The organism is Gymnodinialimonas sp. JB5-7, from assembly GCF_055693405.1.
Genome location: NZ_JBVFUX010000012.1, coordinates 945,595 through 960,733, shown reverse-complemented (window position 1 = coordinate 960,733; position 15,139 = coordinate 945,595). Strand labels below are relative to the sequence as shown.

Annotated in this window: 14 protein-coding genes and 2 pseudogenes; 7 read left to right on the top strand and 9 right to left on the bottom strand. The window is 61.6% G+C overall.

What is annotated here, in order from left to right; all coding sequences use genetic code 11:
* Window positions 1–13: 13 nt before the first annotated feature.
* Entirely contained in the window at window positions 14–739 is a 726-nt protein-coding gene (locus ACZ1HK_RS13110) for a class II aldolase and adducin N-terminal domain-containing protein (protein ID WP_472629080.1), read from the bottom strand.
* A 206-nt stretch (window positions 740–945) separates the two neighbouring features.
* Here ACZ1HK_RS13110 and ACZ1HK_RS13105 point away from each other — a divergent pair, with 206 nt between their 5' ends.
* Window positions 946–1,851 carry a LysR family transcriptional regulator gene (locus ACZ1HK_RS13105; RefSeq protein WP_472629079.1) on the top strand — a complete coding sequence of 302 codons (906 nt, stop codon included), beginning with the start codon at window positions 946–948 and terminating at the stop codon, window positions 1,849–1,851.
* Window positions 1,852–2,000: 149 nt separating this feature from the next.
* The gene (locus ACZ1HK_RS13100) at window positions 2,001–2,354 is read left to right on the top strand and encodes a hypothetical protein (protein WP_472629078.1); all 354 of its coding nucleotides are present in this window, start codon (window positions 2,001–2,003) and stop codon (window positions 2,352–2,354) included.
* A gap of 103 nt (window positions 2,355–2,457) precedes the next feature.
* On the opposite strand, the gene ACZ1HK_RS13095 is transcribed toward ACZ1HK_RS13100, so the two are convergent.
* From ACZ1HK_RS13095 to ACZ1HK_RS13080, 4 genes are all read right to left on the bottom strand, one after another.
* Entirely contained in the window at window positions 2,458–3,162 is a 705-nt protein-coding gene (locus ACZ1HK_RS13095; RefSeq protein ID WP_472629077.1) for an OmpA family protein, read from the bottom strand.
* Window positions 3,134–3,406, bottom strand: a complete 273-nt coding sequence (locus ACZ1HK_RS13090) for a hypothetical protein (RefSeq protein WP_472629076.1) — start codon at window positions 3,404–3,406, stop codon at window positions 3,134–3,136. The genes ACZ1HK_RS13095 and ACZ1HK_RS13090 overlap by 29 nt, the downstream gene beginning before the upstream one ends.
* Window positions 3,407–3,435: 29 nt before the next feature.
* A complete protein-coding gene (locus ACZ1HK_RS13085; protein ID WP_472629075.1) occupies window positions 3,436–4,011 on the bottom strand; it encodes a GNAT family N-acetyltransferase in 576 nt (191 codons plus the stop codon).
* 157 nt (window positions 4,012–4,168) lie between these two features.
* Window positions 4,169–4,900, bottom strand: a complete 732-nt coding sequence (locus tag ACZ1HK_RS13080) for a competence/damage-inducible protein A (protein ID WP_472629074.1) — start codon at window positions 4,898–4,900, stop codon at window positions 4,169–4,171.
* 48 nt (window positions 4,901–4,948) lie between these two features.
* Here ACZ1HK_RS13080 and sfsA point away from each other — a divergent pair, with 48 nt between their 5' ends.
* From sfsA to radC, 5 genes are all read left to right on the top strand, one after another.
* Window positions 4,949–5,674: a DNA/RNA nuclease SfsA gene (gene sfsA / locus ACZ1HK_RS13075; RefSeq protein WP_472629073.1), complete on the top strand. Its 726-nt coding sequence runs from the start codon at window positions 4,949–4,951 to the stop codon at window positions 5,672–5,674.
* A 65-nt stretch (window positions 5,675–5,739) separates the two neighbouring features.
* The gene (gene map / locus ACZ1HK_RS13070; protein WP_472629072.1) at window positions 5,740–6,549 is read left to right on the top strand and encodes a type I methionyl aminopeptidase; all 810 of its coding nucleotides are present in this window, start codon (window positions 5,740–5,742) and stop codon (window positions 6,547–6,549) included.
* Window positions 6,550–6,627: 78 nt separating this feature from the next.
* The gene (locus tag ACZ1HK_RS13065; protein WP_472629071.1) at window positions 6,628–7,320 is read left to right on the top strand and encodes a hypothetical protein; all 693 of its coding nucleotides are present in this window, start codon (window positions 6,628–6,630) and stop codon (window positions 7,318–7,320) included.
* 92 nt (window positions 7,321–7,412) lie between these two features.
* On the top strand, window positions 7,413–8,579 hold the full coding sequence (locus tag ACZ1HK_RS13060) for a sterol desaturase family protein (protein WP_472629070.1): 1,167 nt from the start codon (window positions 7,413–7,415) through the stop codon (window positions 8,577–8,579).
* Window positions 8,580–8,614: 35 nt separating this feature from the next.
* Window positions 8,615–9,382: a RadC family protein gene (gene radC / locus ACZ1HK_RS13055; protein ID WP_472629069.1), complete on the top strand. Its 768-nt coding sequence runs from the start codon at window positions 8,615–8,617 to the stop codon at window positions 9,380–9,382.
* A gap of 198 nt (window positions 9,383–9,580) precedes the next feature.
* On the opposite strand, the gene ACZ1HK_RS13050 is transcribed toward radC, so the two are convergent.
* The 4 genes and pseudogenes from ACZ1HK_RS13050 to secA form a co-directional block, all read right to left on the bottom strand.
* Window positions 9,581–9,955 (bottom strand): OmpA family protein, encoded by a 375-nt coding sequence (locus ACZ1HK_RS13050; protein WP_472629068.1) that lies wholly within the window; start codon window positions 9,953–9,955, stop codon window positions 9,581–9,583.
* A 208-nt stretch (window positions 9,956–10,163) separates the two neighbouring features.
* A pseudogene (locus ACZ1HK_RS13045) lies at window positions 10,164–11,129 on the bottom strand (substrate-binding domain-containing protein); the annotation flags it as partial.
* Window positions 11,020–11,991: a hypothetical protein gene (locus ACZ1HK_RS13040; RefSeq protein WP_472629067.1), complete on the bottom strand. Its 972-nt coding sequence runs from the start codon at window positions 11,989–11,991 to the stop codon at window positions 11,020–11,022. The gene ACZ1HK_RS13040 and the pseudogene ACZ1HK_RS13045, both read right to left, overlap by 110 nt.
* Before the next feature lie 279 nt (window positions 11,992–12,270).
* A pseudogene (gene secA, locus ACZ1HK_RS13035) lies at window positions 12,271–15,043 on the bottom strand (preprotein translocase subunit SecA).
* Window positions 15,044–15,139 lie beyond the last annotated feature (96 nt).

Here is a 15,139-nt window from a genome sequence, read left to right as displayed (position 1 = left end):
GCCCGGCGACGCCTTAGTTGACGTAATCTGGCTCGTCCCGGTCCAGCACGGTCCTGATCCCGCGCAGCAGGTCTGCATCGGCGCCGTGGTCTTCATCGAGCTGCTGCGCCGTGCGTTCCGCGACCTCTTCCGGCAACACCCGCAATGCGCGACCGGTCTGAAGTGCCAGGATGTAGTTCCGCGCCGCGCGCTCAAAATAATACATCCGCATGAAGGTCTCGGCGACCGTCTCACCAATGAACAGCACGCCATGATTGCCCATGATCATCGTCCGCACGCTTGGGTCCTGGAACATCTTGGCGCAGCGCGTGCCTTCGTCTTCCAACGCCAGCCCGCCATATCCCTCATCCACCACCTGCCGGTTGTGGAACATGGCCGAGTTCTGATCGATCGCCGGAAGCCGCGAGTCCGCCAGCGACGCAAGCACCGTTGCGTAGGTCGAATGCACATGCATGGCACAGCGTGCGTGCGGGACGTGGCGGTGCAAAGACCCATGCAGGCCCCAGGCCGTCTGGTCGGGCGCGTCGTTGCCCTTGGCGCTTTCCGGGTCGTCGGCATCCACAACCCACAGGTCTGATGCCTTGATGGCGCTGAAATGCTTCTTGGGATTGATCAGGAATTCGGTGCCTGCATCATTTACCGCCAACGAGAAATGATTGGCCACGCCCTCATGCATGTCTTCGCGCGCGGTCCAGCGAAAGGCGGCGGCCATCTCGGCCCGGGCTTCTGCATGATCCATGTCCATCGTCCCCATTGTTTCGTGCGATTGTTGCGCGGACGCTAACGACGATCCAACGCGCTGCGCAATCGTCAATCCGTGCGCAACCGTTGTTGCGTTGCCTTCAACGATCCGCGGAATAATCCCGCTTTGGTCTAACCCGCATCCCATTTGCGCCCCATTTCACCGCCATCAACAGGGTCAGAGCAGTCAACAGTAGGCCCGGTATGGATCGTTTAACGGAAATGGAAGCCTTTGCTACGGTAGTAGACCAAGGTGGCTTCACGGATGCAGCCAAGAAGATGGGGATCTCGAAATCCGCCGTCTCGAAACATGTCTCTTCGCTAGAGGCACGTCTTGGTGCGCGTCTTCTCAATCGCACGACCCGCCGCGTTTCACCGACTGAAATTGGTCTTGCCTACTACGACCGCGCTCGCCGCGTCCTGAACGACGCAGGTGAGGCCGACGCGCTCGTCACCGCCATGCAATCCGCGCCGTCCGGCACGCTGCGCGTGTCCATTGCGACAGACTTTGGCGTGAACCACGTCTCGCCCATCCTTGGCGAATTCCTGCACAATTACCCCGACATCACCGTCAACATGGTTCTGAACAACCGTTATGTTGAGCTGATCTCGGAAGGTTTCGATATGGCCATCCGCGTGGGGGAGTTGGAAGACAGCTCGCTCATGGCCCGTAAAATCTGCGAAACGCAGCGCCGCATGATCGCAGCACCCAGCTATTTCAAGGAATACGGTCGCCCGGATCGCATCGACGATCTGAACGAACACAAGCTTTTGCACTACTCGAACTCGTCCACTGGCAATGTGTGGAAGCTGACGGCCCCCTCGGGTGAGCTGCGCCAAGTGCGCACCGCCGGTTGGCTGACCGTAAATGACGGGCAAAGCCTGCTGAACGCCGCGATCGGCGGTCTTGGCATCGCCTACCTGCCCTCATTCCTTTACGCCGATCCGATGCGTGACGGTCTCCTAGAGGATGCCATGCCCGACCTGCCGGTCGACGTCCAAGGTGTCTATGCCGTCTATCCCCCCGGTCGCTACATCCAGCCCAAGGTTCGCGCCTTCATCGACTATCTTGTCGAGAGCTTCCGCGACAAAGGCCCGACCGACTGGTAATCTGAACCGTCTTTTCTCTTGCCGTGCCTGTATCGTCCCTGCCGACGATACGTGCCTAACTTGCCCCGGGTTGATGCTTGCATCACCCGGGCTTTTTTGTTGGCGATCTGCGTGCACGGGAACATAATGCGAACAAAATGGAGGGTGAAATGGTCAATCTGGATTACTATAAGGCTCTATCCGGCACGTTAGAGCCTGTATTTACTCTGGAAGTGCAAACACTGCCCGAAGACACCGACCGCATTCTGGATGCGGTGATGGAAGTGCATCCCCTCAGCTTCGGGCGGTATCAGCGCAATGCCAGCATTTCAGCCGTCGGGCGCGAAACCGCGCAGCCTGAGCCAGGGATCGACTACCACCACCCATGTCGACGGGTTCACAGCCGGCAGCACCGAGACCTACCCGATGGTCGAGCTAAAGATCTCGATCGAGCGGGATATCGCGAGCGCTGGCCGCCGTCATGGACGCGATTATTGCCGTGCACCACTATGAAGAGCCGGTGATATTTGTGCGCGAAGATTGGGCCAGTCGCGCGGCCTATGATCCCAACAGCAACAATCCGCATCGATGGTGGAACAATGGGAAGGGCCTGCCGGATCGTCTGGATTAACCGGGATCCGCCAAGACGACTTCAACACGGCGATTAGCCTCACGTCCCTCAGACGTCGTGTTCGATGCGCGGGGTGAAAGGTAGCCAATCCCTTCCGCCTCAATCTGCGCAGGGTTTGCACCCAACTGACTGATCAGAAAACGCCGAACCGCATCTGCGCGCGCTTGCGACAGGGAAATATTGCCAGAAAGCGACCCGCTTGCATCCGTGTGCCCAACCAGAACAACGCTGCGCGCCGGGTTGGCCTCAAGGAAGGCCGCCAAAGCGATGAGGGAAGGGTATGTCTCCCCCGAAAGCTGCGAGGCGCCCGTTGCAAAGCGCAGATCGTCAAGCGGGGCTGACCCGATGCTGGTCAGCATCCCCACCAGATCGCTGGGGTCCATTTGCGGGGTCAATGGTGCGTCCGCCGCATCCGGCGACCGACTGGATAGAACCACCGGGTTGGTCTCGACCACTTCGGCCGGCATGACGCGCGCCATGTGGACAAAGCTTGTGGAACCACCTTGGCTGATCATCAGCGCCACCTGCTCCGCGCCCGTCTCACGCTCGATACTGGCAACCAGGTATTGAAAGTTCCCCAGATCGACATGCATCTCAGGCGCTTGCCCGACTGGCACAGCATGGCGGAAATCGAACCCGCCACACGCTGCGGCAAAACAGGTAAACGTCACCTCATAGTCTTGCGACGGCGAGCTGTTCATTGACGCTGCGCAGGATCGAAGCGGTCGAAACGCCTTCGCCGTTAACCTGCCAGATCAGCGTCTGCACCATCCCATCCGCCAATGCCAAAGACACCTGACCATTGTCGAACGGACCAGTGGCAATCGGATGCTGCCCTTGCGCGGGCCCAGTGCTCAGCACCAATTCTGCCTCGCCCGGAAACGCAAGGTCCAATGCCGAAGCGCCAGACGACGCGCACAAGGCGGCCAGGCATAGCGCTGCCATGCCGCCTCCTTTGCGCACGCCTTGTAATCTCACTGGGTCGGTCCGCCTGTCTTTTCCCGGTAGCAATATGTTCCCACAGCTTTCAGGCCCAAGGAAGCATAAAGCTTTTGCGCTCCACTGTTTTGCTGCGTCACTAGCACAGAAAACCACGCTGCACCCTCTTTTTGTGCCCAATCTGCCGCTGCGCGCATCATCGTGCTGGCCAATCCGGCCCGCCGCGCAGTTGGGGCGATCTCCAGCGCGTGCAACATCGCAACAGCGCCATTCACGCCCACAAAGGCCGCGCCTGCGGGTTTGTCATTAATGCGCCCGAAAAGGGCGGTCTTGGGGAATTGCGCCCGATCCATCACCGCAAGGCGCGCCGCGTCGATGCCGCCGGCCTCCCAAATCTCGGTCTGGATGGCCAGTGGCGGCCAGATTGTGAAGGCGGTGACGGGTGGGGGCGGGGCAGCCAGATCGGCGGAGCGGATGACAAGGATGTCCGTATGATCCCGCGCGATGTAGCCGCGCTGATCAAGGGAATTGCTCAGGCCATCCTGATGGTCGAGCACCTGGAACAGCGGCGCACGCCCCTGCGCCAGCATGGCAGATTCCGCGGCGTCCAATCCCTCCTCGCTTGTGTCCCGCGCACTTGGGTCTTTCAGCCGCGCTGCGCTGACGCGATTGCCGCCAGCATCCGGGGCGGCGACGACAAAGGGCCAACCGACTGGGTCGCGCTTGGCGGCCAGGACGTTGCAACCGTGGGGAAGATGTCTGCGCCGGTCATGCCGCTTCCGGGAACAAGTCGCGCAGCTTGCCCATAACAACTGCCACGGCGTCGCTGTCCTGACTGCGCACCACAACGTTCGAGCCATATTTCCCATTGCTGCTTTGGAAGGGGTACGAACCAATGGAAACCTCAGGATGCGCCTCCGCCAAGTGTCCCAAGGGTGCCGCAATATCACCCTCGCCGCGTTCCACCCGCAAACTGTCCGAGATCATCGGCGCGCCGCCCGTCAGCGTCGGCAGCAGGCCCGCCAGCATCGCCTCAAAGATCTTCGGCACGCCGGCCATCACATGCACGTTGCCGAGGGTGAAACCGGGTGCCGCGCTGACCGGATTGTCGATCAAATCCGCGCCATCGGGAACCCGCGCCATGCGCAGACGTGCCTCATTCAGCTCCTGCCCCGACCGGTCGTAATGCGCTTGCAGGATCGCACGCGCATCGTCCCGCACGCCGCAAGCGGCGCCCATCGCATCTGCGACCGCTTCCGCCGTGATGTCATCGTGAGTCGGCCCGATCCCGCCCGAGGTGAAGACGTGGTCGTAAGCCTCCGCCAGCTCACGCACTTGGCGCACGATGGTCGCGTGATCATCGCTGATCATCCGCGCCTCTTGCAGGGTGATGCCATGCTCGGTCAGCGCTTTGGCCAGATGGTTCATGTTGCTGTCGCGCGTGCGCCCCGACAGGATCTCATCCCCGATCACAAGCATCGCGGCGGTTGGGTTGGACATGCGCGGGCCTCCTTGGACATCAGCCTCGCACGGTATAGGTCGCGCCCCATGATCTTTCCAACCCCACTTGTCCCCGCCCGCCTGATCCGCCGCTACAAACGCTTCCTCGCCGATTGCGTGCTGGAGGATGGAAGTGAGGTAACGGCCCATTGCCCCAATCCCGGGTCCATGATGGGCCTGAAGGACGATGGCGCGCGCATCTGGCTGCTGCCCAACGATGACCCGAAGAAGAAGCTGAAATACGGCTGGCGCTTGGTTGAGCTTCCGGGTGGCCACTACGCTGGGATCGACGCGGGCTTGCCAAACCGGCTGGTGAAGGACGCCCTCGCTGAAGGCCAGATCAAGGCTCTAACCGGCTATTCAGAGACCAAACCAGAGCAACGCTATGGATCAGAGAATAGCCGCATCGATTTCCTGCTGAGCGAGCCTGGGCGCCCCGATGCCTATGTCGAGGTCAAGAATTGCCATCTCCGCCGTGACGGCGATTGGGCCGAGTTCCCCGATTGTGTCACAGAACGTGGGGCGAAGCATCTGCGCGAATTGACTGCCATCGCCCAACATGGCGGTCGCGCTGTCATGCTTTACGTCGTGCAACGCACCGATTGCGCCCGCTTTCGCCTCGCCCCTGATCTTGACCCCGGCTATGCCAAAGCCTTCGACGCCGCGCGCGATGCGGGCGTCGAGGTTCTGTGCCACGGCACAGAAATCTCCCCCAACGGCATCCGATTGACCGGCCCGCTGCCCGTTGACCCGAACCCCCAGGCCCTGTCATAGGGCCGTCACTGGCAATTCGCTGCGAGCCACCCTAAATTATAGGCGCTTCGGATCGGAGAACACCCGTGGACGATTTCAAAGGCCGCCTCACGAAAGACGGCATCCGCATTCACCAACCAGACGACTTCGCCGGGATGCACCGGGCGGGGGCGCTTGCGGCTGACATCCTCGACCGGATCGCGCCGTTGGTTGTCCCCGGCGTCACGACGGGTGCGCTCGATGCGCAGATTGAGGCTTGGGTGACTGAGGCCGAAGCGACCTCCGCCACTATCGGTTATCGCGGCTATCAGCACGCCTCCTGCATCAGCATCAACCACGTCGTCTGCCACGGCATCCCGAGCGAGAAGAAGCTCAAGGACGGCGACATCGTGAACATCGATGTGACCGTGATCGTTGATGGCTGGTTTGGCGACACTTCTCGCATGTTCGTCGCCGGAAACCTGCCTCGTAAAGCCGAGCGTTTGATCCAAGTGACGCATGATGCGCTGTTCAAAGGCATTGAGGCGGTGAAGCCGGGCAAGACGTTCGGTGATATCGGCTACGCGATCCAATCTTTCGTCGAATCCAAGCGCATGTCCGTTGTTCGCGATTTCTGCGGCCATGGGCTGGGTCAGGTGTTCCACGCCCCGCCCAATGTCCTGCACTACGGCCGTCCCGGAACGGGCCCCGTGCTGGAAGAGGGCATGTTCTTCACGATTGAGCCGATGGTGAACCTCGGGCGGCCCGAAACCAAGGTCCTCTCCGATGACTGGACCGCCGTGACCCGCGACAAAAGCCTCAGCGCGCAGTTCGAGCATTCCATCGGCGTGACCGCAGACGGGGCCGAGATCTTTACGTTGTCGCCCGCAGGGAAATTTCACCCAACCTGGGGCTAAAGCCTGCAGGTTTCCCGCCTTTGACCGCGACATAGCCTTTCGCCTAGCCTTCTCCGGCAATCACCGGAGTTTCCCTTCATGCGCATTCTTCCATTTATGCTTGGCCTCATTCTGGCCGGTCCTGCTTTTGCTCAAACCGAACCAGTCCCGGGTTTTCTGGGCGACGCCTATTTTGAGCCATCCAATTTCACGTTGTCCGACACCTACACGTTCGATGAAGACTTCGCCGAAGAACATGACGTCGTCGTGCCCGTACCGTTCCGGCTCAGCATTCCGCGCCGCGACGGGATTGAGGTGCAGACGGCGCTTCTGCCCGACGGAGGGGCCTTTGTGGGCTTCACCTTCACCAGCGAGCCAACGGATGGATTTGACTCGCTGTTTCTTGAGGTGATGCAGGTCACAGACGCGACGATCCCCTTGATGGCGGAAGAAGCCGATCCGTCGCAGGCTCGGGTTCAAGTCGCAGCTGGCCTGCTCGAGAATGATTTCTGGGGCGCCAATTTCGCCGCCGCACCCGAGGCCCGCATTCTGGCCGTGGAAGAGATCGAACTTGGAACTGTGCCCAATGCCGTGCAGCTGATCGGCGCCTACTATGATCCGGAATTCGATGATCAGATGATGGTCCGCGCCGTGATCCTGCCGCACCCGGATCAACCCGAGAGCCTTTTGATCCTGAACCAGATCAATCTCGATGTGATCCCTGTCCGCGATGGTGAAACCCTTGCCGCAACAACATCCGGGCGCATTCTGGAAGAGTTTGAGTATCGGTAAGGCAACAGCCGGAGCGAATTGAAAATCTGCCCTCTATGAACGGCTCTGGGCTGCGCCATACTTCCGTCAAACGACACGGCTAGGCGATTGCTATGGGCATCCTTCGATCAATCATCTCGCATCTTGAAACCCCACGCGAAGACCGCCCTTTGGGTTCCGGCTGGCTCAGCGGGTCTCTCGCACTTCTGGCCGGCCTTGCGGGCCTCCTGATCGTGCTGCTGCGCTGGTATCCGGAGACCTTCAGCTACCCCGAGATCGCGTTTATCCACCAAAACGGCATCATGACCGTGGTGATGCGCTTCCTGCTATTGTCAGGCTACGCACTGGCGCTTCTGTCGCTGATCATCGGGCGCCGCAAATCGCTTGGCTGGGCCGCTTTGGCGGTCACGGTTGTCGCCAGCCTCATGGCTACCACCCAACCCGATACCGCAGGCGCGCCACCCCAAAGCCTCTACTTCGGGCTCGACTACTTCATCATCAACGTGTTGGTCGTGGGCTTCCTCTTCGTGCCCCTCGAACGCTTCTTCCCGGCAAGGTCCGAGCAAACCGTCTTCCGCCCCGAATGGCAGGAAGACATGTTCTACTACCTCATCTCGTCGATGTTCGTGCAGGTCCTAGGCTTCATCACGCTGGCTCCCGCCAACTACGTGAACGCCAACATCGACCTCGATGCCACCCGCGCGTGGATCGCCTCCATGCCCTTCTGGGTGCAGGTCATCGTCATCATGGCCGCCACGGATTTCGTACAATACTGGGTCCACCGCGCCTTCCACACCTTCCCCTTCCTGTGGAACTTCCACGCCATCCACCATTCCACCAAGAAAATGGACTGGCTCGCCGGCGCGCGGATGCACTTCATCGAAATCGCCATCCTGCGCAGCCTCACCGCCGTGCCGATGTTCACGCTTGGCTTCATGCCCGAGGCGATCCAGGCCTATCTGCTGATCGTCTATTTCTCGTCCAGCTTCATCCACGCCAATATCGGTTGGAAGATGGGTTTTCTGGAACGCTTCATTGTGACCCCACGATTTCACCACTGGCACCACGGCTCCGACCGCGCCGCGATCGACATCAACTATTCCAGCCATTTCCCGATCTATGATTGGCTGTTCGGTACGCACCATCTGCCCGACAAAGGCGAATGGCCCGAGCAATACGGCGTCGTTGGTGATACCGTTCCCCGCGGGTACTGGAAGCAATTCATGTATCCCTTCTCCTCCAAATTCCGGCGCGAACCCACACCGCCGCCCGGCGAATAACGCTTCGTTAACCAATTCGCGGCAGGCTGCGCAGCATGTCTGACCAACCCGCCTTTTCCTTTGAAGAAGCCTCGCCCCAATTCATGAAGGCCATGCCTGTGCGCAAGGCGGCTGGCCCGTCCAAGGGGGCCGAAGATCACCGCCTCAAACATCGCGACCGTCTGCGTGCCCGCTTCACCGAAGGTGGGCCCGATGCCGTGCCGGATTATGAGCTCCTGGAAATGGTCCTCTACGGCGCGATCCTGCGCGGCGACACCAAGCCGCTCGCCAAACGCCTCATCGCCCATTTCGGCGATCTGAACCGCGTCCTCGCCGCCGCGCCCTCCCGCTTGAAAGAGGTGGACGGTGTCGGCGACAAGGTCGTTTTCCAGCTGAAGCTGATCGAAGCCGTGGGTCACCGCATGGCCCGCGCCAAGGTCATGCAAAAGCCGATCCTAAGCTCATGGGATGTGCTGCTGGAATATTGTCAAACCGCCATGGCTCACCGCGATATCGAACAATTCCGCGTCCTCTACCTCGATCGTAAGAACGTCTTGATCGCGGATGAGGCCCAGGCCGAAGGCACCGTTGATCATGTGCCGGTCTACCCGCGCGAGGTCGTCAAACGTGCGCTGGAGCTCAACGCAACCGCGCTCATCCTCGTCCACAACCATCCCTCCGGCGACCCAACCCCGAGCCAGTCGGATATCGAGATGACATTCGCAATTCGCGACGCGGCTGAGATCTTTAACATCACAATTCACGACCACTTGGTCATCGGCAAAGCGCGCGAGCTCAGCTTCCGGTCCGAAGGTTATCTTTGACCTGACGCCGTCACCCACGCCCCCAAAGGTCCAGATGATGCGCGTCCAGCCCATCTTTGTTCCATGAAAATGCACCTTCTGGACCGGCTCTGTGCAACTCGGGCAAATTTGACCGCCGAAATACCGTCGTTCACCCCTGTAGGGGGAGCGCGAGGGGCTTGCCCCTCGCCCCCGGCGACCGCGAAGCGGGCGCAACCTCTAGTCCAGCCACACCTCGACCCGTCGGTTCACGGCTCGCCCCCAATCCGTGTCATCACAGGCCATTGGCATCGCCTCGCCAAAGCCGTGGGTCACAAGCTCCACCCTGTCAGGCGCCGCAGCACCAGAGGCTGCCAGAAACGCATCGCGCACCACGCCCGCCCGTCGCAGCGACAGGCGCGCGTTGACATTCGCCGGTCCGTCCCCGTCCGAGAAGCCGGCAAAGATCAAGCGCCGCCCGTCGAAGACCCCGCGTTCCACCGCCATGGCCAGCCGCGCAATCGATGCCCGCGATTGGATGTCGAGCGCCGTCCCGCCCGGATTGAAGCGCAGCGTGGTCGACAGCCGTTCCGCCGTACCAAGCACCTCGATCATCTCCTGCAAATCCTCCAGCGCCACATCCTCGCCCCCCGCGCGGATCGCGCTGGCCAGACGTTCCCCCTGCAAGGCCAGAGGGCGTGCGCGTCAGCAGCTGGTCGACGAAGCCCGCATCGCGCACACGACGCTCTGCCTCCTCCGTCTCCGTGAAGGCCAGGAACTGCCGCACCAAAAGCGGAAGGCGTTGCGGCGCAAGATACATGTAGACCGGCGCGGTCAGCGGATAATCCTCAGCCTTCACTGCATCGCCCGTGGCGCTTTGGGCAAAGCCGCAGGCGCCGGACAAGGGCAGGGCGCGGGCAGGCCCAATCCCGGATCGCGCCGTAACGCCCACCGCATAGGCGTCACCCGCCACGGCCTCCGCCAATGCGGCGGCACTTTCGTGGCGCACGATGTTGGCGGACAGCCCCGCATCCGAGGGCAACAAGACGCGCGCGGAAAACGCCTGCGCAAGCCCGAGCCCGGGCGCCAACAGATGCAAGGCGACCGGCGCGTCCGGCCCGCCAAGGTCCTGCCAATTCACCACCTCGCCTGAGAAGAGCTGCGCGATCTGTGGCAGGGTCAGGCTGTCCAGCGGGTTCTCGGGCGACACCACGGGCACCAGCGCGTCCAGCGCCAAAACGCGCACGCGGTCGTCCAATGGCGGGTCGTCAGGACTCGCGGCCTCGGCCGCGCGCAGTTCCGCGGCGGAGGGTTCGCGTAAGGCCAGCGCGATGTCTGCCTCCCCGTTCAGCAAGGCCAGAAATCCATCGTCGGTGGTGCCCGGAACAACCGTGAAGCGCGCCGCCGGGGATCCGTCTTCGCGGCGCAAGATATAGGTGGGGCCGAAATCTCCGGCCAGTTCAATGGTCATCCCCTGCGCGTCCGCGAAGGCCTCCAACAAGGCCGGCAACAAGCCCTCAGCGACCGTTGCCGCCCCCGCAATCCGTGCCTCCGCCACGAAGGTTCCAAGATCAGGGCATCCCGGCCCGGCGCACGAGACACCCTCCGCCGCAACTGTCAGCGCGCCGTAAACCGTCTCCAGCCGGTAGAACGCCCCGTCATAGGAAGTCAGGTTGCCCTCAAGTTCCACGGTCCCGTCGAGCGAGCGCAATTCGACGTCCTGCGCCGCCGCGATACAGCCTAAAAAGGAAAGGGCGGCCCCGATGGCCGCCCCGATCCGGTATCCCATGGGACATCCCGCAAACTGACCTCAATTCGAGGCGAGTCTCAGGTCGTCGAGAAGGTTTTGCAAGACCAGAACGTCGCCAATCGCGTCGCAGCCCGGCACGGTGAAGGTCAGCTCGGTGATATCCACCGGGCCTGCGCCTTCCGTGCGTAAGGGTCCGCGCCAGAACACTGGCCGCACAATTGTTCGCCGTGATCGGCGCATCAATCGACAGACGCACCGAGTCGCCCTCGCGCAGCGTCGCGCGGGGCAAGGTGTAGACTTGGGCAAAGCTGTCGCCGACGATCACCTCGGTCAGGAACCCACCATCACCCGCCACGGCGGCTTCGGCATTGGCTGGGGCGTCTTGCCAGACATGGCCGTCGCCCCCGAATTCCGCGCCAAATTCCATGGCGTGAAGTTCAAGGCCCATATCGCCCCGCCAAGTCAGGCCGATCCGGTCGAATTCCAACAGGTCAGGCAGGCCGACCAGCACAGTTTCCTCCACCCCGTCGTCAAACGTGACCGAGAAGAAGGCGGGTGTCTCGAAAGCGGGGATATCCAGCGTCAAAAGGCCAAGGGCGTCGGTTTCCGCTTCAAACATCATGCCGGAATGCATGACCTGAACCACTGCTTCTGTCCGGCACGGGGCCATGAGATCCAGGGCAACCATCGCCGCCGGCATGGCCGTTGCACTCAACGTGATATCGCAGGGCAAGCCGAGGTCGCTCACCTCGGTGGGTGCGGCAACAACCGGGGCCTCTGGCGCATTGTCAAATGTCGCGGGAACCACCATGGCTTCGGGCGCGACCGGCTCTGCCGCCATGGGCAAACGCACATCCGCATGGGTCGCAACAACGGGAAGTTCCGGCGTCAGCGAATGCACCGCGCGCGAGATCCGACGTCAGCGTCTGCTCTTCACCGATATCAGCACCCGATCCAACTGGCGTTGCCGATCAATCCGCTGTCCATCGCATAAAGAACGCCGCCCGACGCAAGCACGCAAATAGCGGCGCCTCGGATGACCAATGTATTCAACATATCCCACACTCCACATAGTCTTACCCGCGGGCAGGATGGGGTGGGATTCGGGCCGCATTAAGCCTCAAAACGTGGGAAATAAGGGCGAGATCGCGTCACGTTCCGCAATTTCGCCCCAATCGGTCTAGCTCAGCCGTCCGTGGCAATGCTTGAATTTTTTGCCCGATCCGCAGGGGCACGCATCGTTCCGCCCCGGGCTGCCCCAGCTGTTCGGATCGTCTTCCACGAAGCCTTCGACAGCATTGGGAAAGCCTGCAGCGCGCGCCTCGGCCACCGGGTCGGCGGCCGCAACACCTGCGGCACCCGCAGCCCCGGCACCCGCCGCAGCACCGCCGCCATCGGCGGTTGCACCGGCCATCTGCTGTTGCGCGGCTTCCTGTTGCTGGCGCAACTGCGCCATCAGCGCCTCTTGCTGTTCCGGGGTCAGCGGCTGAATGCGCGCCAGCTTTTCGGTCACATCGGCCCGCAAGCCATCCAGCATCGCCTCGAACATCTGGAAACCGTCGGTCTTGTATTCATTCAGCGGATCACGCTGCGCATAGCCGCGGAACCCCACGACCGAGCGGAGATGTTCCAACGACAGAAGATGTTCCTGCCATTTCTGGTCGATGGTCTGGAGCAGTACCTGCTTTTCGATGTTGCGCATCTGCTCAGGGCCGAACTGCGCGGCTTTGGAGGCCATGTATTCGTCCGCCGCCTTCTCCAGCCGCTCCAGCGCAACCTCCTGGTCAACGCCGTCCTCGTTGGCCCAGGTTTCAATCGGCAGATCGACGCCCAGAACCTTCTGCGCGCTTTCCTTCAGCCCGTCGACGTCCCACTGATCGGCGTAGGTCTTGGGCGGCATGTAGGTGTCGACCATGTCCTCGATCACTTGGTCACGCATATCCTTGGCGACCTCGGCGATGTCCTCCGCGCTCATGATATCGCGGCGCTGGCCGAACACGACCTTCCGCTGATCGTTCATCACGTCGTCGAACTTCAGCAACTGCTTGCGGATGTCGAAGTTGCGCCCTTCGACCTTCGCCTGCGCGCGCTCCAGCGACTTGTTCACCCAAGGGTGCACGATCGCCTCACCTTCCTGCATGCCGAGCGTGTTGAGCATCTTGTCCAGCCGCTCGGACCCGAAGATGCGCATCAGGTCATCTTCCAGGGACAGGAAGAAGCTCGACTTGCCCGGATCACCCTGACGGCCAGAACGCCCGCGCAGCTGGTTGTCGATGCGGCGGCTTTCGTGCCGCTCGGTGGCCAGAACATAAAGGCCCCCAGCATCCTTCACGGCTTGTTCATCCGCCTCATGCTGCGCCTCGATCCGCGCCCGGATTTCTTCGGGGTCGCCATCGGGATCAGCGGCAATTGCTTCCATGATCTTGAACTCGACATTGCCGCCCAGTTTGATGTCCGTGCCGCGCCCGGCCATGTTCGTGGCAATGGTGATCGCGCCCAGCTTGCCCGCATCGGCGACGATCTGCGCCTCCTGCTCGTGCTGGCGCGCGTTGAGGATGTTGAACGGCAAGCCCGCCTTCTCCAGCATCTGCCCCAGCATCTCCGACTTCTCGATGGAGGTTGTGCCAACAAGCACCGGCTGACCGCGCCCATGGGCGTCGGCAATCGCCTTCACGATGGCCTCATACTTCTCACGCGCAGTGCGGTAGACGGCATCGTCTTCATCGATCCGGGCGATTTCACGGTTCGTGGGGATCTCCACCACACCCAACCCGTAGATCGACGCGAATTCCTCGGCCTCGGTGGCCGCCGTACCGGTCATACCGCCCAGCTTGTTGTAGAGGCGGAAGTAGTTCTGGAACGTCACACTCGCCAGGGTCACGTTCTCGGGCTGGATCTTGCAGCCTTCCTTCGCCTCGATCGCCTGGTGCAGGCCCTCGCTCATGCGGCGGCCCGGCATCATGCGCCCGGTGAATTCATCCACCAGCACAACCTCACCATCGCGGACGATATATTCCTTGTCCTTGGTGAACACCTTGTGGGCACGCAGCGCGTTGGTGACGTGGTGCACGATGGACGTGCTTTCCGGGTCATAAAGGGACTGCCCCTCGGGCAGGATGCCCTCCTGGTGCAGGATCTCTTCCAGGAAATCGTTGCCCTCATCGGTGAATGTCGCCTGGCGCGTCTTTTCATCCAGCGTGAAATGCTGATCTTCAACATGCGGGATGATCTTGTCGATGCTGACGTACAGGTCAGACTTGTCCTGCGTCGGGCCCGAAATGATCAGCGGCGTCCGCGCCTCGTCGATGAGGATCGAGTCGACCTCGTCCACAATCGCGAAGTTGTGGCCGCGCTGTGCCATCTGGTCGATGGACCCACGCATGTTGTCGCGCAGGTAATCGAACCCAAGCTCGTTGTTCGTCGCATAGGTGATATCGCAGGCATAGGCTTGCTTCTTCTCACCATCGGGCTGGCGCGGATAAACCACGCCCGTGGTCATGCCGAGCGCCGTGAACACCTTGCCCATCCACTCGCTGTCCCGCTTGGCGAGGTAGTCGTTCACCGTCACAACGTGCACGCCTTCACCCGTCAGCGCGTTCAGGTAGGCCGCGAAGGTCGCCACAAGCGTCTTGCCCTCACCCGTTTTCATTTCGGCGATATTGCCCTGGTGGATGAACAGCGCGCCAATCAGCTGCACATCAAAGGCGCGCAGGCCAAGGGCGCGCTTGGCGGCCTCGCGGCAATTGGCGAACGCTTCGGGCAGCAGATCATCCAGACTTTCGCCGTTCTGCGCGCGGTTGCGGAATTCCGCTGTCTTCGCGACGATTTCCGTATCGCTCAGACGCTCGAAATCGGATTCCAGCGCGTTGATCTTGTCGATGATCGGTACGGACGGCTTTCACCTTGCGGTCGTTTGGCGATCCAAACACCTTCTTCGCCAGCTTTCCGAACATATCTCAACCTCTTCTCGGACCACGCTTCGGCGGCCCATCGCATCTGAACATATCGTGTGGGTGTCGTGGGTTGTTCGGCCCATCGCGGCGGTCTAC